Origin of the sequence: Saccharothrix xinjiangensis, assembly GCF_039527585.1 — a bacterium.
In the GTDB taxonomy this organism is placed as follows: domain Bacteria; phylum Actinomycetota; class Actinomycetes; order Mycobacteriales; family Pseudonocardiaceae; genus Actinosynnema; species Actinosynnema xinjiangensis.
In genome coordinates this window covers 111,090-130,515 of the sequence record NZ_BAAAKE010000012.1, presented here as the reverse complement: position 1 = coordinate 130,515, position 19,426 = coordinate 111,090, and the positions used below count along the sequence as shown (strand labels likewise).

Genomic DNA, 19,426 nt, shown 5'->3' with positions numbered 1-19,426 from the left:
TTTGGTGAAGTGTCACTCGACGGAGTGGCCTGCTTCATGCCTTCGCGGCGCGGCGCGAACTGCTGGGCTACACCCAGGAAAGCCTCGCGGCGGCCGTCGGGGTGGAGTTCTCCACCGTGAGCCGCTGGGAACGCGGTGATCTGACCCCGCAGCCGTACCGCAGGCCACGTATCGCGAAGGCGCTGGGGATCAGCCTCGAAGAGCTGGGCGCGTTGCTCACATCGACACCCTGTCGGCGGACGGCTGCTCCGCTCCCGTCACGAGCGGGTGGCAGGCTGGTCGGAGGGGAGGCCGTCCCCGCTCAGCCCGACCTCGCGGAGGCAGACGACATGAACCGTCGTGACCTGCTGCGCCTGTTCACCATGAACGGCGCCATGCTGGCGTTGCCGGCCGTCGAACCGGTCCTCGACGACGTGGACAGGCTTGCCGCAGTGGCTCGGACCGGCGCGGTCGGTTCGGCGGCGGTAGCCGAATTCGCCCAGCTCAACAGCCACCTGTGGCGGGTCTACGCACTCGCGTCGACCAAGAGCCAGGCACTTCCCCTCGTGCGCGCACAGCTCGACATCCTGTCCGCGGGCCTGCGTCGACCGCAGACCTCGGCCATCCGGCAGCGACTCTGCGAGTTGTCCGCCGACCTCTTCCAGTTGGCGGGCGAGATCTTCTTCGACGGTGACCGCTACACCGACGCCGCCCACTGCTACACCCTGGCCGCGACGGCGGGCAAGGAAGCCGACGCCCCGGATCTCTGGTCGTGCGCGCTGACCAGGCACGCCTTCATCGCCGTGTACGAGCGTCGGTGCATCGAGGCCGCACCGCTGCTCGAACTGGCCGCCGACCTGTCCCGTCGAGGCGACCCCACCCTCTCGACCCGGCACTGGATCGCCGCGGTGCAGGCGGAGACCTTCGCCGGCCTGGGCGACCTGGACGCCTGCCAACGCGCGCTCGACACGGCCTCCGAGGTCCGACACCTGCGGAGCCCGGTCCACAACGGTGGCTGGCTCCGGTTCGACGGTTCCCGTTTGGCCGAGGAACGCGGCACCTGCTACGTCAACCTGGGCCGCTGCGACCTCGCCGAAGCCGCCTTGACCGACGCGCTGGCCGGCGACCTGACCACCCGCCGCAAAGCCGGTGTCCTCACCGACCTGGCGATGATCGGAGTGCATCGGCGCGACGCCGACCAGGTCGCGACCCATGCCGACGCCGCCCTGGCCGCCGCCCGCCGGACCGGCTCCGGAGTCATCGCGCGCAAGCTGCGCGGCCTCCAGCCGCACCTGACCCCGTTGCTCACAGACCAGCAGATCCAGCGACTCGACGTCGAGATCACCGAACTCGTCGGCAACCGCGCCGCATGATGGAGGACGACAGGATGCAGGACAACCATGGCCGCGTGTTCCGCGAGGCGTGGATCGCCGGAGTGACCAAGCACTACCCCGGCGAACCCAAGCCCGGCTACATCACTCCCTGGGACGAGACCCCGGACTGGGAACGCGATGCCGCGACTGCGGTGTACGACCAGGTCCTCGCCTTCGTCAAGGCCACCGGCGGCGCCACCGCCAAGCTCACCCCGGAACAGAAAGGCCGCTTCGTCGCGCTGTGCTGGATCGGCCAGATCCACAAGCACTTCCCCGACCCGAAGCCGTCCTACGTCGCGGACTGGCACGAACTGCCCGACTGGCAGAAGGCCACGGACATCGACATCTTCGAGCGCGTCGAACAGGACGTCTGACCATGTGGCGGCACGACTGGACCGTCCCTCGCCCGGCGAGGCTGGGGCCTGGTCGAGGCGTGGCGAGGTAGCGACATGAGCAAGAGGCGCAAGGCGTTCGCGGCTCGGCGTGAGGCCATGGGGTTCACCCAGGAAACGCTCGCGGCGGCCGTAGGGGTGGAGTTCTCCACCGTGGGCCGGTGGGAATGCGGTGACCTGACCCCGCAGCCGTACCGTCATGCCAGCATCGCGAGAGCCCTCGGCCTCAGCCTGGAAGAACTGAACGCGTTGCTCTTGTCGACGTCGCCCGATCCGGTCAACGTTGTCGGGGCGGTCGGTTCCGATGCCGCCGAGGACGTGCGACGGAGTCAGCTGGAGTGGCTTCGTGTGCGCGGAGCTTCAGGCGTGCGGGGGCGCGAGCTGGCGGAGTTGGCCGCTTGGCTGTACCCCAGGGACCAGCGGGGTCCCGGCGGCCATGTGCTGACCGGCCCCGGGTGGCTCTTGGACGAGCCCGTGGAGTTGGACTCGGTGCGGTTGGTGCTCTCCGACGCCGGGCACCCGACTCCTGCGGTCGGTCCGATGGACCACGTGTTGCCCTTGACCGCTCGTGGTGAACGCTACAGCAGCTACAGCCGGGCGGTGCGGGACCTGGTGCGGCCTCGGCTGCTGGAGAACCGACTCAGCTACCGGCTGCTGGAGGTGTCCCGGCACGATGGGCTGGCGCTCACGTTCGGAACCACCACGTTCTTCGAGGTGTTCGACGTCAAGGAAGCTTTTGCCCACGAGTTCAAGGCGGCTTGGCTGGCGTCGGGCGGCTCGGTCCCCGGTTGGGACGCGCTGCCGTTGCGCTCGGCGATCGGCGACCCGTTCGACCCGGCGCGGCGGTCGATGTCTCCTGGTATCGCCACCCTGACCATCCGCAGGGGCCGGAGCGGTGAGCACCGGTTCGTGATGCACCAACGTGACGGTCAGGCCGTGGCCGACGGGGGAGGGATGTGCACCGTGATGCCCTCCGGCGAGTTCCAGCCCTCGTCGCTCGCCGGGGTCGATGTGCGCAACGACTTCTCCTTGTGGCGCAATATCATGCGGGAGTACTCGGAAGAGTTCCTCGGTAACCCTGAGCATGACGGTCCCGGGGCGCGCTCGATCGACTACGCCGGAGAAGAGCCGTTCCGTTCGTTCGAGCGGGCTCGCGCTGAAGGGCGGTTCCGGCTGTGGCACTACGGCTTGGTGATGGACCCCCTCACACTCGGGGCAAGTCAGCGGACGGTCGCGGTGGTGGATGACGAGGTGTTCGACCGCTTGTTCACCAACATGGTGACGACCAACGACGAGGGACGTGTTGTAGGAGAAGGTGGCCGAACCGACATGCCGTTCACCGCCGAGGCGATCGACCGCCTGGAACCTCGTATCTCGGCCAGTTCACTGACGCTGCTCCGCCTGACCTGGCGAGACCGCCACCACCTGCTGGCGGCGTGACGGAGAACCCGCGGTCAAAGGAAGGATGCGGCGGGCAGTCGCCCGGAGCGCGGCTGCCTCACCGGCGGGCGCCACCACCACGACCTCCGAGCCGCGCACGTGCACCATCAGGCTCCGAGGGCGGCCGGCGACATCGCGGCACGTCACCGCCCAAGGTCCGCGGTCGTTCATCGTGCGTCACCGCCTTGAGCGGTGGTCCCACTCCGTACCCACACCGGCTGCACGAGGAAACGCGGCACAGCGAGCTTAGTCTGTGGGCATCGCGAAACCGGAGGTTCCGCGAATCGCTGGGAGAGCGTCATCATCTACTCCGTAACTCGGCGAGTCCCGATTTACTATTTACTTTTGTCCTGAGCTTCTGCTACTCCTGTGGCGTCAAGCGTTCGATTGCCACCGGTCGAACCGGAGAACCGGGTAACGGCGCTGGTAGAACCGCCGTGAACCGGCCATCGCAGCTAAACGTCCGGCGGGCGGCACGAATCAGAGCGGGAACGCAGCAGTGATGGGGCGTTCACGGGGAGGCAGGCATCTTGACCTGCGAGTTTTCCAATCGGGCATGGTTATGCCGAACGGGTGAAACGCGCAATACTTCAGGTACCGGCTGGACGAGGGCGAGACACGACAGGGTGACTTAGAGCGCCTATCAGAATGAGTTGAGGCGTCGGTAGCAGATCAGGGCGCAGGCGAGGGTGAGGAAGGCTTCGTGGATGTCGGCGCGGCGTTCCCAGCGGGTGCACAGGCGCCGGAACTGGTGCAGCCAGGAATTGCTGCGCTCGACGACCCAGCGCACGGTGCCCAGGCCGGAGCCGTGTGGTGTGCCGCGGCGGGCGATGAACGGTGTGATTCCTCGCTGTCGCAGCGCTTCGCGGTGTGGGTCGCTGTCGTAGGCGCGGTCGGCGAAGAGGGTGTCGGGTCGGCGGCGTGGTCGTCCGCGTTTGCCGCGCACCGGCGGGACGGCGTCGAGCAGCGGCAGCAGCTGGGTGACGTCGTGGACGTTGCCGCCGGTGAGAATCACGGCGAGTGGGATGCCCGCTCCGTCGGTGATCAGGTGGTGCTTGGAGCCCGGTCGACCGCGGTCAACCGGGCTCGGTCCGGTCTGCGGCCCCCTTTTAGCGCCCGGACGTGGGAGGAGTCGACCACCGCGCGGGACCAGTCGATCCTGTTGGCCGCCCGCAACTCGGCCAGGAGCAAGCGGTGCAGCCGCTGCCACACGCCTGCCTCGTTCCAGTCCCGCAACCGACGCCAGCACGTCATCCCCGACCCGAAGCCGAGCTCCTTGGGGCAGGTGTTCCCAGCCGATGCCGGTGTGCAGCACGTAGAGGATGCCCTGCAGGCACAGCCGGTCCGGTAATCGACGACGGCCGGGGTTGCGGTACCGGCGCGGCGGCACCGGCAGCAACGGCTCGACCAGCTCCCACAACCCGTCATCGACCAGCCACGGCTTCGACACACCGACCCATCGGCCCGACGATCACCCCGCTCAACGCCACCGACGCGACATCACCCCATTGTGTTAGGCGCTCTTAGTTGTGGCGCTTGAGGCTGGGAGGCTGTTGTCCGGCAGGTCCCTTTCCGCTGCCGGACAAGGACTGGTGTGGTGGTATCGCATTTGAAGCGGCCGGTCAGGCTGTCGGCACGGGATCGTGAGGAGTTGATCCGGTGGACCACGACGGGTGTGCATCCGGCGTCGTCGATCATGCGGGCCCGGGTGCTGCTCGCGCTGGACACCTCGGCAGGTGAGCCGGATCCGAAGGAAGCGGTCGCGGCGCGGCTGGGGGTCTCGGGCGAGACGCTGCGGCTGGTCGCCAAGCGGTTCGCCGAGACCGGCGGCGATGTCCTGGTCACGATCTCGCGCAAGAAGCGTGACCTTCCGCCAGTGCCGTCCCCGGTGACAGGGGAGGTGGAGGCCCGGCTGATCGCCCTGGCGTGCTCGGCGCCGCCGAAGGGGTATGCCCGGTGGTCGTTGCGGCTGCTGGAGAAACACGTCGAGCTCACCGAGGGCATCCCGAACCTGGACCACTCGACCATCGGCCGGGTTTTGAAAAAACGGAACTGCGTCCTCATCTGAGGAAGTCCTGGAACATCCCGCCGCGGGCGAACGCGGAGTTCGCCGCCCGCATGGAGGACGTGCTCGCCGTCTACGCCCGACCGTACGACCCCTCCCGTCCGGTGGTGTGCATGGACGAGAAACCCTTCCAGCTACTGGGTCAGGTCCGCGACCCGCTCCCGGCCCGGCCGGGCAAGGACGCCTGCGAGGACAGCGAATACGCCCGGTGCGGCACCTGCTCGATCTTTGTGTTCACCGAGCCCTTACGCGGATGGCGCCGCGTGCACGCCCTGGCCCGGCGCACCAAGATCGACTGGGCCGGGCAGGTCAAACACCTGCTGACCGTGGACCATCCCGACGCCGAGACCGTGGTGCTGGTCATGGACAACCTCAACACCCACGGCATCGCCTCGCTCTACGAGGCCTTCGCCCTGGCCCAGCGCCTGGAGATCCACCACACCCCCAAACACGGGTCCTGGCTCAACATCGCCGAGATCGAACTGTCCACACTGTCCCGGCAATGCCTCGACCGCCGCATCGGCGACCTCGACACCCTCAACATCGAACTCGCCGCCTGGCAACACGCCACCAACGCCAACCAGCGGGGAGTCGACTGGCGTTTCACCACCGACGACGCACGCGTCAAACTCCGCCACCTATACCCCAAAGGTTAGATGCGACTGTCTACTAGTCGATACACTGTCAGCTTTGGACCATCGAAAACTACAGTGAGTGAATATTCCACCGCTAAGGAATTGCTAAACGGCCCCGACGTGCCGAAGGCTCGCGCTCCACAGATTCGAGCGGAACGGACACTTCCTCCCCCACGGCTCCCGGACCAGCGGCTTCTATGCGATGGGGAACGTGCCGCCCTCGGCTCGGACGACCTCGCCGGCGATCTGCAGGAACGCCCGACGGGCGCGCTCGATCACGCCAGGGCTGTTGTCGCCCAGCAACGCGGCGGCCAGGCTCTGGGCGGTCCAGGTGACCATGACGCCGTGATGGGCCAGGTAGAGCCCCACCGACCGGATGTGCTGCAGGTTCAGGGTGTCAAGCCAGGCGTAGGCCAGGATCTGCCGACTTCTCGGAACTAACGCCGTCCTCGCGTTTCGGTCGAAGGTTGCTCTTGAAGGCGTTCTCGTCGGGTGGCGACATGTCGCCCGGTCGGGTGGTCTCGTACGGCCGAACGGGCGGCGAGTGCGTCGAATGACGCTGAACCCGCCTGAGCCGATCGGTAGAACCGTGGTTCATCGGCGCACCATGTAGTTCTGCCCTCAGGGGGTCGGTATGGCGGGTACGGGTCGGCACGCGGTTCACCGCACGGTGGTCCTGGTCGACGTGGAGCGCTTCAGCGCTCCCGGCCGGACGCTGCGCCACCAACTGGGCACGCGCGCGGGCCTGTATGAGGTGGTCGGTCAGGCGTTGGCGGCGGCCGGGGTTCCGTGGGATGCCTGCCATCACGAGGACCGGGGCGACGGTCTGTTCGTGCTGGTCCCGCCGGAGTATCCGAAGGCGCCGTTGGTGGAGGTGCTGCCCGAGGCGTTGGCGCGTGCGGTGCGCGGGCACAACGCCACCAGTCCCGGCGTGGCGGGGGTGCGGCTGCGGTTGGCGGTGCACGCGGTCGAGGTCGCCTTCGACGAGCACGGGGTCACCTCCAGCTCGCTGACGGCCGCGTTCCGCCTGGTCGACGCGCCGCCGTTGAAGAAGGCCCTGGCCGACTCGCCCGGCGTGTTGGCGATGATCGTGTCCCGGGTGGTGTTTGATGAGGTCGTCCGGCATTGCGCCACCCTGGACCCGGCGACGTTCCGGCCGGTCCAGGCGGCCGCGAAGGAGTTCCGGGAGCCGGCCTGGATCGCGCTGCCCGACCATCCCTTCCCACCCGATCCCGCCGTCCTGGACCGGCAATCGGTGGATTCCGCGACGCCCGACCCCGCCTCGGGCGGCCAAGCGGTCCCTTCCGCGTCCGCCACCGGCGACGCGGGGGTGACGGGCGTTTCCGGGTCTCGTGCCGTGACCATCACCGGTGGCGTGCGCGGCAGTGGAGCGGGCATCACCATCGGCGCCGCCACCGGTGACCATTTCACCCTGGGCGCACCACCGCCACCGCCTGTTCCCGAGCAGCCACACAACCCCCGCTAGCCGACGCGGACCACGGGCACACCGCGTCGGCGCCCGACCCCGCCCAACCCGGCACCGGCAGCACCCCCACCAGCCAGCCTCCCGAAACGGGCACAGCCAGCCAGCAGGTGCACGGCGGCGTCACCGCGTACCCCGGCGGCACCGCCGCCGGCAACGTCACCGGTGGCCTCCACGTCCACCCGCCGCCGCCCCGGCCGCCCACGCCCATCCCGCGGCAGCTCGGCCCGCGGCCGGCGGGGTTCGTCGGCCGCGTCGACCAGCTCGCCGCACTCGACCGCGCCCTCACCGGTTCGCCGGTCGCCCGCGACGACGCCGCGGGAGTCGGTGGCACGGCGGTGATCTCCGCGATCGGCGGGACCGGCGGCATCGGCAAGACCTGGCTGGCCCAGACCTGGGCCCACCGCAACCTGCACCGCTTCCCCGACGGCCACCTCGCGGTGGACCTGCGCGGCTTCAGCCCCGGCGACCCCCGCCACCCCGTCGACGTGCTGGGCGACTTCCTCGACGCCCTCGGCGTCGACCGCGACCGCCAGCTCGCCGAGCTGGACGCCCGGGTCGGGCTCTACCGCACCCACACCACCGGCCGGCGCCTGCTCGTCCTGCTCGACAACGTCGCCACCGTCGAGCAGGTCCTGCCCCTGCTGCCCGGCGGCGACACATGCACCGTGCTGATCACCAGCCGCGACCGACTCCGCAGTCTCATCGCCCGCCACGGCGCCCGCCCCGTCCACCTCGACGTGCTCACCGACACCGAGGCCCGCACCCTGCTCACCACCGCCCTCGGCGACACCCCCGCCACCACCGACACACAGGCGGCGGTCACCGAACTGGTCGGCTTGTGCGGAGGATTCCCCCTCGCCCTCGGCCTGATCGCCGCCCGCATCCGCACCCACCCCCACCTGCTCAACGACCACGTCACCGAACTACGCGACCTCGGCCTGGACGCCCTGGACTCCGACGACCCCGAAGCCAGCCTGCCCACCGTCCTGTCCTGGTCCCTGCGCCACCTCACCGAACACCAACGCACCCTGTTCGCCCTGCTCGGCATCGCCCCCGGCCCCGACACCACCCCGCCCGCCGTCGCCGCGCTCACCCAACTAGCCGAGACGGCCGCACGCCGGGCGCTGACGGCGCTGGAGGAAGCGTCGCTGCTGGAACGGCGGCCCGGCGGCCGGTACGCCATGCACGACCTGATCCGCGCCTACGCCACCGACACCGCCCACACCACCCTGCCCGAGCACGTGCGGGACGCGGCCCTGACCCGGGTGGGGGACTTCCACCTGCACACCGCCCACACCGCCGCCCGCCTCCTGCACCCTCACCGCACGCTCCTGTCGCCCGAGCCGCCCGCGCCCGGCATGCACCCGCACCCGCTGCCCGACACCGCCGCGGCGCTGGCCTGGCTGCAGGCCGAGCACGCCACCCTGCTGGCCACTCAGCGCACCGCCGCCACCCTGGGCCACCACCACACCGTCTGGCACCTGGCCTGGAACCTGCACACCTTCCACCTCCGACGGGGACACCGGCACGACGCGGTCACCACGTGGCAGGCCGCACTGGACGCCGCCGACCACCTGCCCGACTCCGCCACTCACAGCCGCACCCACCGGCTCCTCGGCCACGCCTGCTCCCGGCTGGGCCTGCACGACCAGGCCACCACCCACCTGGAGCAGGCCCTCAACCTGGCCGTGCGCCACCACGACCCCGCCGAACAGGCCATCAACCACCTGACACTCGCGGACGCCTGGGGACGACGAGGGGAGGACCGGCAGGCCTTGGAGCACTCCCACCACGCCCTCGACCTCTACCGCGCCCTCGACCAACCGGCGCGGGAAGCCGAAGCGCTCAACTCGGTCGGCTGGTACGCCGCGCGCCTGGGCCGGTTCGACACCGCCCGCGAGCACTGCCAAGCCGCCCTCACCCTGACCCGACACCACCACAACCCCGACTGCGAGGCGGCCACCCTTGACAGCCTGGGCTACATCGCCCACCACACCGGGCACCACCACCAGGCCCTCGACCACTATCACCACGCCCTCACCCTGAACCGCGGCCTTAGCCACGCCTACACGGTCGCGGACAACCTCGACGGCGTGGGCCATCCCCACGCAGCCCTTGGCCAGCACGAACAGGCCCGCACCGTGTGGCGGGAGGCACTGAAGCTGTACCGGGACCAAGGCCGCGACGCCGACGCCGAACGCGTCCAACGGCAGCTCGACGACCTTGACCACACCGGACACGCCGGTGCTGACAGGCAGTGACACCTACCCGCTGACACCTGGTGACGGATTCTCAGGTCAGCGAACTGACGCCTCACAATGGTCGCACCCGTCACTGCGAACCGGAGTCGAGCGCTGGGACCGGCGTCGAGATGATCGCCGAGCGGCCTGTGGCCAGGTCGGGGACGTACTTGTAGAGGGTGGCGCGGCTGACCGATGGTCGGTGTGGCGCGCGTTGCTGTCCCCGCACCAGCTTGACCTCACACCGTTCAGGTCCCTGCAAGAGCAGGGGACGCGCCGCAGATCAGCACTCGGCCTGCCCTTGGCCGTGCTGGCCCACGTGCAGCTGTACACGACGAACTACCGCCCCGAGTACTACGGCAAGGGACACTCGCCCTACTGCAGTCACGCCCGCCGGCAGGACAGCCTCGACATGGGCTACGACCTGCTCTCGGTCGCGGAGCTGCTCGTGCTCGAGCAACCGGACTGGTGCGGGAAGTGCGGCGGTTATGCCGTGCGTAGGCTCGATGACGTCCAACTGCGCTACTACCGATCGGCGCACCGACTGCTGGAGATCAGCGAGCAGCTCGATCGACGCCGGAAGGCGACGACGTCGAGGACCTGCGCGCCGAACTGGACGAGGTCGCGAACCTGCGACTCGGCCGCGGTCATGACTACGGCGTGGACATGCTGGAGTGGCGGGAAGCGGTGCGGACCCTGTGACAGAGGTTGAGCAGCAGACCGACGGCGCGGTAGGTGCGGTCGTCGGGTCGGGTGAACTCGGACGGGATTCCGGTCAGACGGATTCGGGGCGAGAAGCGGGAAGGTTGAACAGCGACCGCAGTGCAGCCGGATCTTCGTCCGACAGGTAGCGGTAGCTCTGTGGGGGCTGGAACCGGGCTTCGGTGCGCAGCGCGGCGAGGTGGTGCGGTTCGGGCAGTCGGCGCGGCGCGGCCAGGGTGATGGCGGTGGCGTGGTCTGCGCCCGCGAGGTAGAGGTCGTATTCGGACCTGCTCAGGCCAAGGCTGTGGCGGTAGCGCCGCCAGATCCGGTTGGGGGTGTCGGTGTCGCGTTCGACCAGGACCGCGGTGCCCAGGACAGCCATGACCGGTGTGCTGGCGTAGAGGATCAGGCCGGTGCCGTCCGGGGCGGACAGACGGGTTCGGCGCAGCTCGACGGTCTTGGTGCCGTCGAGGATGGCTTCGCAGAAACGAGGCCGCAGCGACAGCACCAGTGGGCGCAGATGGGGGGCCCACAGGCTCGGTTCGGCCGCGATCGTGGTCACGAGCGGTGACCTTAGCGGTACCCGGTGCTGGGCCGGGGGAGCCCCGGAGCGCGTGTTGATCACGTTTGTGCCGCTCAGGAGGTGTTCGATCGGACGCCCCTGGCGTAGATCGCGTTGAACGTGTCGAGAGGCATTCCGACCGGTCCCTGGATCTTCTGTGGTCCACCTGTGGCTTCGCGTAGTCGTACGTACTCGTTCCAGGGCACGTGGTGGGCGAACATCTCGGTATACGAAAGGCGGAGCGCCTGGGCGCCATGCTGCGGGCTGGCCACCTTGCGGACGTCTTTGAGGGCGAAGACGCCGTAGTGGGCGAGCTTGGCGTAGAGCTCGTCGGGGGCCCCGGTCTCAATGGCATCGAGCAGGGAAGTGCCGATGAACCTGCCCTCCCCGATCATCGGGTCCTGGGTCATGTACCAGAGGATCCGGCCGGGTGCCTTGAGGGTGCTGGGGCGCCCGGTGCGGTAGTACACGTGCTCGCGACCCAGTGCCAGGGTGGTCGCCCGCGGTGTCAGGATCGGTGGCTCGCCGAACAGTTCCGCGCTCCAACGCGGTTGGATGGCGACGGCGAAGTGGGGCAGGGAGCTGTCGGTGATCTTGGCGGGCCACCAGGTCCGCTCGTACTCGGCCGCGGCGTCGGCCGGCAGATTCGGGGCGATCAGCGAGGCGGCACCGAGACCGACTGGTTCCCGTGCTGCTGTGGCGGCCGCGCTGATCTCCATGCCGGAAGCCGCGACGTCGATCACCCAGGCGTACCAGGCGTCGTGGACGCGCTGGTAGGACTCATGACTGGCGGCGCGTGCGACCAGTGCGGAGAGGTAGGGGTCGTCGACCCGGACCACTGTCGCGCCCTTCGTGCGGGCGGTCAGGCGCAGTGTCCACAGAAGGTGACGGGCGATGGTGTCGGCGTCGGGGTGGTCCGCGATCCGCAGCAGTGGGGTCCGAACCGTGTGGCCGTCCACGATGGAGGCGTAACACCCGACCGGTGCCCCGGTCGCGTCGCGGATGATCGAGTGCGACCGGGGGAGTTGAGCCAGGCGTTGCAGGCGCCTCTTGAGCTCCTGCCTGGTCTCATCCCCGGACCGGTCGAGGAAGGCGAGCAGGACGGACTCGGAGTCGGCGTCGGCCAGTTCGGTGTTGAACCGGCTGCCGGCCAGGGCGCGGGGGCGGTAGGCGGCGGCGTGGGCCAACTCGTCGAGGTGGACGACCAAGTGGTCCGGGTCGATCACGCGGAGCGCGGCAAGATCCGGGTGGTCGCCGAGTTCGAGCAGCAGCGGACCGACGGTCGTGCGCAGGCGCTCGTCCCAGGTCAGAAACACCTTCACCTTCGCGGCCGCAGTCTCGGCAACTTGCCACAGGTCGCCCTCGTCCTGTCGGGTGGGCGTGTAGTTCGGGATTCTCCTGTGCAGCGCGTCGAGCAGGACTTCGTGGAACCGCTCGGCCTCGGCCGGGGAGCCGTGAGGACGTCGGTAGTGCCGCGTGGCGTCGACCAACCGCTGACGCAGTTCGGCGGGGTGCCCGGCGAGGTCTCTTTCCAGGCCGTGGGAGACCACCTTTTCGATGCGGTCCGCCACGTCCGGCGCGAGCAACACCTGGGAACGCTCCGCCCTGGGGTGCTCCCTGCGGGTGTGCAGGTCCATGAGGATGTTGGTGTCGATGGCCACGGTCAACACCGTCGGCTCGTCCACTGGGGTGAACAGGTCCGGGTGGCCGTGGTCGCGCCACCACACCGTCATCGGTGCGTGGTCCCCGCCGCGCCCGCGAGCACGGCCCAGTTGAACGAAACCCAGTCCGCGCCAGACCCGCTGGATGTCGGGGTAGTCGTCCCGGCACTTGGCTCGGAGTCCCAACCGCCACGGGTAACGCCTGCTCAGTTCTTCCACCAGCAGGCGGGCGACACCGGAACGACGGTACTCGCGAGCAACACACAGGTGGGTCACGGCGACCTCGTTGCGCGGTAGCCGGAACAGTACGTAACCGATCAACTCCCCGCCGCTGCGCGCCGAGAGCAGACAGCCCTCTTCAGCAGCTTCGAAGTAAGCGGCACGGGGAAGCAGACCGAGGGTCTTCCTGGATCGGTTGCCCAATTCGACCAAACGTTCGACCGTGGGGTGGTCGACACCTGACACGGTTTCGATGACGACGTTGGCGAACGCGAGAGCCATTGTAGGAGTCTGACCCGAAATGTCCGGTCGGCAGGGTGGGCGGGGTGATGTTCACCTGACTGGACCATGGCATGTCGAGGAACTGCGGGTCATCTCGTCGACGGTCGAGTTCGACGGATGTAGACGACCGCGGACTTGTCCTCGGCGGCTCGGCGGCGGTCGACGTCGAAGTGGGTGGTGGCCTCGACGAGGTTGGCCAGTTTGGCGTGACCGTACGTTCGCGGATCGAAGTCCGGGTGCTGGGTGGTGATGATGTGGCCGACACGGGCCAGCGGTGCCCACCCCTCCTCGTCGGAGACGGCATCGACGGCCTGGTCGAGCAACGTGCGCAGAGCGGCGTCGTGCCGCGGTGACGGCTGGGTTAGCGGTACTTCGGGAGCGGTCACGTCGCCAGTCCGGCCAGATGTGATTTCAGGAATTAGATTGTCGAGGTGGATGAACTTGTCGCAGGCGGCGACGAAGGGTGCGGGTGTGCGGCGTTCGCCGAAGCCGTAGACGGTCAGGCCTGATTCGCGCAGGCGGGCGGCGAGTCGGGTGAAGTCGCTGTCGCTGGAGACGATGCAGAAGCCGTCGAGGCGGTCGGTGTAGAGCAGGTCCATGGCGTCGATGATCATGGCGGCGTCGGTGGCGTTCTTGCCGGTGGTATAGGCGAACTGCTGCACCGGCTGGATCGACCGCGCCAGCAGCTGCTCCTTCCAGCCTTTGAGATTAGGGCCGGTCCAGTCGCCGTAGGCGCGCTTGACGTGCGCGGTGCCGTACTTGGCGACCTCGGCCAGGAGCGCCTGCGCCACACCGGGGCGGGTGTTGTCGGCGTCGATCAACACCGCGAGTTTCATGTCACCGGCCATCCCAACCCCTACTGCGCGCAACACGCACGGTGTCCACGAGCTGGACATCCATCGGACCTCTTGATGACAAGCACTGCGAGCTCATGGCACGACCTTGCCACGGTAGCTGGCGATGTCGGGCCGAGCTGGAAGCGGGAGAAGTGATCATCTCCAGGGTTGACGGGTCAACGTGATGCCTCGGACCGTTGCCGCTCCGGTCTCCCGCAGACGACGCGCAACCGCGTTGAAAGTGTCGCCTGTGGTGGACACATCATCGATGACCACCACGGTGGCACCGATGACGGTGCGCGAATCGAGCACCTGCAACACGTCGTAGATGTCGCTGGAGACGGCGAGGCGTTCCCGGCAGTCGGTGGTGCCGACCATGCAAGCGGTCATACGCGTCTGGACGATCACAGGCGGGTTGGAACGAGCATCGGTACGCGATGTCCGGCGAATTCCACCTGCATCTGCGCGGCTACGGCGACCGGACAGGGCCCGCATCCGCCACGTTGATCGGCGTCGGTCCCGCCGCACGAGCAGCGGTCAGCGCCTGCGCGGCCACGCTCGGTCAACATTGACGACACAGACGCTATCAGCGCCTACGCTGCTCCGACTGGTGCACAGCGGTGTCGGGAGAGTGGCCATGGCGGAGTTGACACTGGTGCTGGAGACGGCCGACGGCACCTTCGTCCGTCGCATCCCGGATGCCTCACCGCTGCCCGCGGTCGAGGAGCAGGGGTACGAAGCCGAGGAGGCCACCCGCAGCGCGGCCTCGACGTTCGGCATGCCGGACTTCATGTTCCTGCCCAAGCAGCAGCGCAACGGCTCGGGCATGCGAGAACTGGGCGACGGGACCGTGGTGGTCGGACCCCGTGCTGCGGTTTTGCAGGTCAAGAGCAGGGTGGCCCCCAGCGGCAATGCGGCCAAGGAGTCCACCTGGCTCACCACGAACATCGACAAGGCGTACAGGCAAGCGAGCGGGACCATCCGGCGCCTGACCAACACCCCTGCGGTTCTGACCAACGCCAGGGGCCGGTCGATCCGAGTCGACGGTGCGGCGCACGAGTGGCTGTCGATCGTGATCGTCGACCACCCCGACGTGCCGGAGGGGTACCAACCGCCACCGGGACCGGGGAACACGCCTGCGGTCGTGCTCATGCGGCGCGACTGGGAGTTCCTGTTCAACCACCTCTACTCGACCCGGGCGGTGCTGGCCTACCTGCACCGCGTCGCCGGTGAACCGCTGGAACTCGGCGGCGAGCCGCGGCGCTACCACGAGTACGCGCTGGCCGACCTGGCGGCGGCACCCGACCCCGTCGCTCCCGAACTTGCCGGGTTCGGCACCGCGGTGTCCACCGCACGGGCACCCCTGAACCCGGCGGGACGCGAGGACATGGCGGCCCACCTGCTGTTGCGGGTCGTCATGGAGGACATCGCCCGCACGTCCCTGGACGAGGACCGCGAAGCCCTTCGCATCAAAGTGCTCGCCGACCTCGACGGGTTCCCGATCGAGGCGCGCACCGAACTCGGGCGGACGCTGCTGGGGTTCATGTCCGCCATCGGCTCGTGGACCGGTGAGGGGGTTCGCACCGAAACCCGGCTCGTCGCGCCCGACCCCGACGAGTTCACGCCGATGGTGTTCATGGTCGCCTCGCGGTTCGACGAGGACGTGCGCGGCCTGTTCCACGGGCGGGTGCACCTGTTCCACTACGACCTGCACGGTGCGGAAGCCGCGGACCACCAAGGCGTGGTCGGCGTGCTGCTCACGCCCAGCCGTCACCCGGAGCGGTTGTGGGACACCACGATGTTCGCAGTGGATGGTTCGCGCGGCTACGTGCCGGCGGGCATGGAAGAGGTTCGCGCAATGTTCACGCAGGCCGCGTCGTGAACGGTCAGACGGCGCTGAGCACCTCGGTGTCGATCACACCGCACAGCCGCTGAAGGACCTCGCGAACCATGTCTGGGAAGACTCCGAGTTGTCGGGAGAAGCTCATCGACCAGGGTGAGTATGGAGCTGGTGAGGCTGTCCGACCTCTACGTCATTCAGGTGAACGCTCGTGGTCGACCGGGTCTGGAGCGGTTCGAGGTGTAGGTAGGCTGGCGTCGTCGCATGATGGGAATCTTGGTGTGGTTCGGAACCCCAAGCGTGTTGTGACATGCCGGAGGGTTCCTCGCCGGGCGATGGCGTGTCGTCCCAAATGTTGAGAGTTCAGAGGTTCGGTAGCCGTCTTTGTTGGGGTTTACGCTGATGGCGCAGGGCAGCGCTGGCCCTCCAGGGCCAGCGAGGATCGCAACGTGCCGAGGATCCAGCGGCGGCGGTAGTGGCGGAGGCAGCGCTGGCCCCCAGGGCCAGCGAGGATCGCAACCGGCCAGCGGCGGGCGACCCCGGAAAGGTGACCGGCAGCGCTGGCCCTCCAGGGCCAGCGAGGATCGCAACGACATCGTGTACGCCCGCTACCAGGAGTTGCGCGAGGCAGCGCTGGCCTGCCAGGGCCAGCGAGGATCGCAACGCGGCCTCGGTGCAGGGAGCCCGGTACGTCAACGGCAGCGCTGGCCCGCCAGGGCGAGCGAGGATCGCAACTGCCACAGGAACGCCAGTGGCATCGCGCGGGGCAGCGCAGCGCTGACCCTCAGGGGCCGGCGAGGATCGCAATCAGCATTTGCGCAACGGGTGTCGCTCGAAGCCATTGGCTGCACCGGTCCTCTGAGGCCGGTGGGGATCGGAAGGTGGGAGGCGGTGTGGTGTTCGTCGAGCTTCTTGAGGAGGGCTTGTCTGTTGGTTGCTTCGTGGTGCGGCATCGGCATCGGGGCCGGTGCTGTTCGTAGTGGTTGGGTTGTCGGCGGGGTGCTGGGTGTCGGGTGTGGTGTGCGTCGTGGGAGCACTGCTGTGGGAGCGGATTGGGAGCCGCTGGTCGCGTCCAATGGCGCTGGACTGCTCCAGGCTGCGTTCAACTGCACCCATGGGATGTGGTGGAGTCTTGTTTCTGCAGGTCAGAGTATTTGTTGATCTACGTTGATACAGTAGGAGTCCTTGGTAACGTCTCCAACTGCGCTCAACGGCACAAAACCGCAGGTAACAGCACTCAACCGCACCTGCGACAAACCTCGGACACAAGCGACCACATACGGAACCAGCGACATCAAGTGTGGTCACCTCACCGACGAACAGCCGACGAGCCGATCCGACTGCGGTCGTCGCCAGCAGCAAGATCCTGATCGCACCCGAGCCCCGCTTGGCCACGTGACCGGCCGAGGCGGACCACGGCTGGCCCACCGCAGCACCCTCTACTTCTGTAACGATTACGAGACGAGCGCCGTCTCGACCGCATCGATCGACTCACGAGGGTGCAGCGCACTCCGCATGTCGTACCCGCCGCTTCGGGGCTCCGCAGATCAGCCCATCCGTCTCATGGGCACGGAGCCCGTAAATGTCAGACCTCCGGGGTACAACTACCTGTACGGAAGGGGTGACGTGATGCACGAGGACAACGACGAACCGGTACCCAACCCCAACGGTTGCCGCTGGTGTGGTGTGGACCGGGAGGAGCACCTCCAGCGCTGGGCGGCGACGGTGAGGTGGCACGTGTGGGTCGAGCCCACCGCTGCGCAGCGCAAGGAACGGATGCTGGCACGGAGGGCTCGACGGGATCGATCGGTGGAGGACTTGTTAGCCGGCTAGAGACCGCAGGTCGGCGAAGATGTCACGGAGTTCGGCAGGCACGTCCGTGGGGCGCTCGAGCCGGACCGCGATCTCCCACAGCATCTCCGGCTTGCCCGGGCGCTGTTCGCTGTGTTCCTGCAGCATGCGCTCAACCCCGCCGCTGAACTTCCGTCCGCGGTGGGCGGCGAAGTCCTGGGGTGTCCAGCCGCTGTCTCGTGGCCAAGCCTCGTTCGCCGTTCGTGCCCAGGTCTCGTCGTCGAACAGTTCCTCCAACTCGCGGACGTTCGACATCTTGCCCACCATCCTGGTCACCCGATCCTTGTCCTGACCGAAGTGGCGGGTGAGGTTGGGCTGCCTGAAGATCCTGCTGTTCGCCTCGCTGTCGGCGTCGATCATCAGCATGACACTGCGTCCGTGCTTGTGTAGGTAGCAGGCCAGCTTCAGCGCGCCGTCGTTGCCACCGCAGGCCCACAACGCGACGCCGGCCGCTTGCAACGACATGCCTTCGGACAAGTTGAACAAGACCGGGATCACCAGTTGCTCCGTGTCGCCCTCAACGGCCAGAAAGCACCGCTCGTGCAGCAGAACGGAGTTACGCAAGCCGACTGCGGCGGCGATCGTCCCGAGGTGACGGTCGAACTCGGCGTGTTCAGCACTGCCGAGGCGTTGCACGACCGTTCGGCGGGCGGCATCGAGTCGGAGCAAGACGACGTCCCGGATGTCGACACCGTCGATGAGGTTCATGGAGTGGGTGGCGACGACGACGCTGACGTGTTCCGCCGCACCCTGCCGCCGGATTATCCCCATGACCTCACGCTGGAAGTGGTAGTCGAGGTGCGTGTCGGGTTCGTCGTAGGCCACGATGACCTGGACCGGAGGCCCGACCTCCGGGTCGACCTCGCTGCCGGCGTGTTCGACCAGCAACTCGCTGGTCCCCTCCCACACCGCCATGGAGACCCGGCGGGCACTGCCGCGCCCGGAGCGGTCGAGACGCACCTGCTCACCGGACGCCCGCTCCAGCCGCAGCGAGGTCGAACGCAACAACGGCGAGAAGCTCACCTCCGCCTCGACGGTCACCGAGGCGATGTCCCCGAAACGCTCCACGATGTGGTCTGCCAACGGCTTCGCCTGCATGCCCAGCCAGTCCCGCGCGTCGGTCTCCAACTCTCGAACACGGCCCTGGACGTTCTCCTCGGCCATGTAGCTCTTGAACTGGACCGCCAACACCGACCGGATCGCGGCCTCGGGGTCCAGGGAGTGCCCCTCGAACTCCGTCAGACGCGGGAGCCGGTCCGCCAACGCCGGAGGCATCCCACTCCAACCCTGACCGCTGGAGTGCTCCCGCCCGTACTCGACCAACGCGGCCAGCAGCACCGGCTTCGTCGGCTTCGGCAACCGGATCCCGAACCGAGTGGCCAGTTCCTTGAGCTCGGGTACCAACTTGCCGCTGAGGTCTCGCAACTCCTCGTCGTCGGGCACCGACCCCCAGATCTCGAAACGGGGCACGAGATCACCGTCGGTCCACCGCCGGATCCGCAGTTCTGTGGGCAGTCCGAACTTCTCCTGTTCCCAAGCGTCCAAGCGGAAGTCGCCGACGACCTCGGTATCCGTGCAGCGTCCGCCCGCCTCACCGGCGAGGTAGGACCTGTCGTCCTCGGTCACGGTATGCGCGCCGAGGAGGAACCCCAGCGCACCGAGCGCCGCGGTCTTACCGCCGTCGTTGGGACCGGCGAGGATCGTCGGACTGCTGATCGGGATGTCCGCGACGTCGGCGAGCGAACGAAACCCGCGCACGGAGTACTTCTCAAGATGCACTAGCCAACCATCCAGGGCAGATCGTCGTGCAGGTCATTCCCCGACCCATCGCCAGACCCCGTGAACTTGGGGCGGTGGCGCCAA

General features: G+C 68.2%; 15 protein-coding genes and 1 pseudogene. 8 read left to right on the top strand and 8 right to left on the bottom strand.

The genetic code is table 11. The features are described 5' to 3' along the window. The first annotated feature begins 29 nt into the window (after window positions 1–29). The 3 genes from ABD223_RS23860 to ABD223_RS23850 all read left to right on the top strand — a co-directional run bounded on the left by ABD223_RS23860 (window position 30) and on the right by ABD223_RS23850 (window position 3,184). Entirely contained in the window at window positions 30–1,352 is a 1,323-nt protein-coding gene (locus ABD223_RS23860; RefSeq protein WP_486374873.1) for a helix-turn-helix domain-containing protein, read from the top strand. Further along, entirely contained in the window at window positions 1,352–1,726 is a 375-nt protein-coding gene (locus ABD223_RS23855) for a hypothetical protein (protein WP_344038741.1), read from the top strand. The genes ABD223_RS23860 and ABD223_RS23855 overlap by 1 nt, the downstream gene beginning before the upstream one ends. A gap of 75 nt (window positions 1,727–1,801) precedes the next feature. Further along, window positions 1,802–3,184, top strand: coding sequence for a helix-turn-helix domain-containing protein (locus ABD223_RS23850; protein ID WP_344038651.1), 1,383 nt, complete (start codon window positions 1,802–1,804; stop codon window positions 3,182–3,184). Between the two features lie 643 nt (window positions 3,185–3,827). On the opposite strand, the pseudogene ABD223_RS23845 reads toward ABD223_RS23850, so the two are convergent. Continuing rightward, window positions 3,828–4,634 (bottom strand): annotated as a pseudogene (locus ABD223_RS23845) (IS5 family transposase). 144 nt (window positions 4,635–4,778) lie between these two features. Between ABD223_RS23845 and ABD223_RS23840 the strand changes: the two are divergent. Together ABD223_RS23840 and ABD223_RS23835 are read left to right on the top strand one after the other, a co-directional pair. Continuing rightward, window positions 4,779–5,252: a helix-turn-helix domain-containing protein gene (locus ABD223_RS23840; RefSeq protein WP_344038650.1), complete on the top strand. Its 474-nt coding sequence runs from the start codon at window positions 4,779–4,781 to the stop codon at window positions 5,250–5,252. Then, on the top strand, window positions 5,141–5,905 hold the full coding sequence (locus ABD223_RS23835; protein WP_344038649.1) for an IS630 family transposase: 765 nt from the start codon (window positions 5,141–5,143) through the stop codon (window positions 5,903–5,905). The genes ABD223_RS23840 and ABD223_RS23835 overlap by 112 nt, the downstream gene beginning before the upstream one ends. Before the next feature lie 174 nt (window positions 5,906–6,079). On the opposite strand, the gene ABD223_RS23830 is transcribed toward ABD223_RS23835, so the two are convergent. Beyond that, window positions 6,080–6,253: a hypothetical protein gene (locus ABD223_RS23830; RefSeq protein ID WP_344038648.1), complete on the bottom strand. Its 174-nt coding sequence runs from the start codon at window positions 6,251–6,253 to the stop codon at window positions 6,080–6,082. A gap of 265 nt (window positions 6,254–6,518) precedes the next feature. On the opposite strand from ABD223_RS23830, the gene ABD223_RS23825 reads away from it, so the two are divergent. Further along, window positions 6,519–7,370 (top strand): hypothetical protein, encoded by an 852-nt coding sequence (locus ABD223_RS23825; RefSeq protein ID WP_344038647.1) that lies wholly within the window; start codon window positions 6,519–6,521, stop codon window positions 7,368–7,370. A 107-nt stretch (window positions 7,371–7,477) separates the two neighbouring features. Next, a complete protein-coding gene (locus ABD223_RS23820) occupies window positions 7,478–9,631 on the top strand; it encodes an ATP-binding protein (RefSeq protein WP_344038646.1) in 2,154 nt (717 codons plus the stop codon). Between the two features lie 504 nt (window positions 9,632–10,135). Here the strand turns inward: ABD223_RS23820 and ABD223_RS23815 are convergent. From ABD223_RS23815 to ABD223_RS23795, 5 genes are all read right to left on the bottom strand, one after another. Further along, window positions 10,136–10,261: a hypothetical protein gene (locus ABD223_RS23815; protein ID WP_344038645.1), complete on the bottom strand. Its 126-nt coding sequence runs from the start codon at window positions 10,259–10,261 to the stop codon at window positions 10,136–10,138. Between the two features lie 124 nt (window positions 10,262–10,385). Next, the gene (locus ABD223_RS23810; RefSeq protein ID WP_344038643.1) at window positions 10,386–10,874 is read right to left on the bottom strand and encodes an ASCH domain-containing protein; all 489 of its coding nucleotides are present in this window, start codon (window positions 10,872–10,874) and stop codon (window positions 10,386–10,388) included. 74 nt (window positions 10,875–10,948) lie between these two features. Further along, window positions 10,949–13,036: a GNAT family N-acetyltransferase gene (locus tag ABD223_RS23805; RefSeq protein ID WP_344038642.1), complete on the bottom strand. Its 2,088-nt coding sequence runs from the start codon at window positions 13,034–13,036 to the stop codon at window positions 10,949–10,951. A gap of 89 nt (window positions 13,037–13,125) precedes the next feature. Then, the gene (locus tag ABD223_RS23800; RefSeq protein ID WP_344038641.1) at window positions 13,126–13,884 is read right to left on the bottom strand and encodes an NYN domain-containing protein; all 759 of its coding nucleotides are present in this window, start codon (window positions 13,882–13,884) and stop codon (window positions 13,126–13,128) included. Between the two features lie 144 nt (window positions 13,885–14,028). Next, a complete protein-coding gene (locus ABD223_RS23795; protein WP_344038640.1) occupies window positions 14,029–14,250 on the bottom strand; it encodes a phosphoribosyltransferase family protein in 222 nt (73 codons plus the stop codon). A gap of 259 nt (window positions 14,251–14,509) precedes the next feature. On the opposite strand from ABD223_RS23795, the gene ABD223_RS23790 reads away from it, so the two are divergent. Then, a complete protein-coding gene (locus ABD223_RS23790; protein ID WP_344038639.1) occupies window positions 14,510–15,754 on the top strand; it encodes a hypothetical protein in 1,245 nt (414 codons plus the stop codon). 1,779 nt (window positions 15,755–17,533) lie between these two features. Here ABD223_RS23790 and ABD223_RS23785 read toward each other — a convergent pair. Then, window positions 17,534–19,342 (bottom strand): ATP-dependent nuclease, encoded by a 1,809-nt coding sequence (locus ABD223_RS23785; protein ID WP_344038638.1) that lies wholly within the window; start codon window positions 19,340–19,342, stop codon window positions 17,534–17,536. Between the last annotated feature and the right edge of the window lie 84 nt (window positions 19,343–19,426).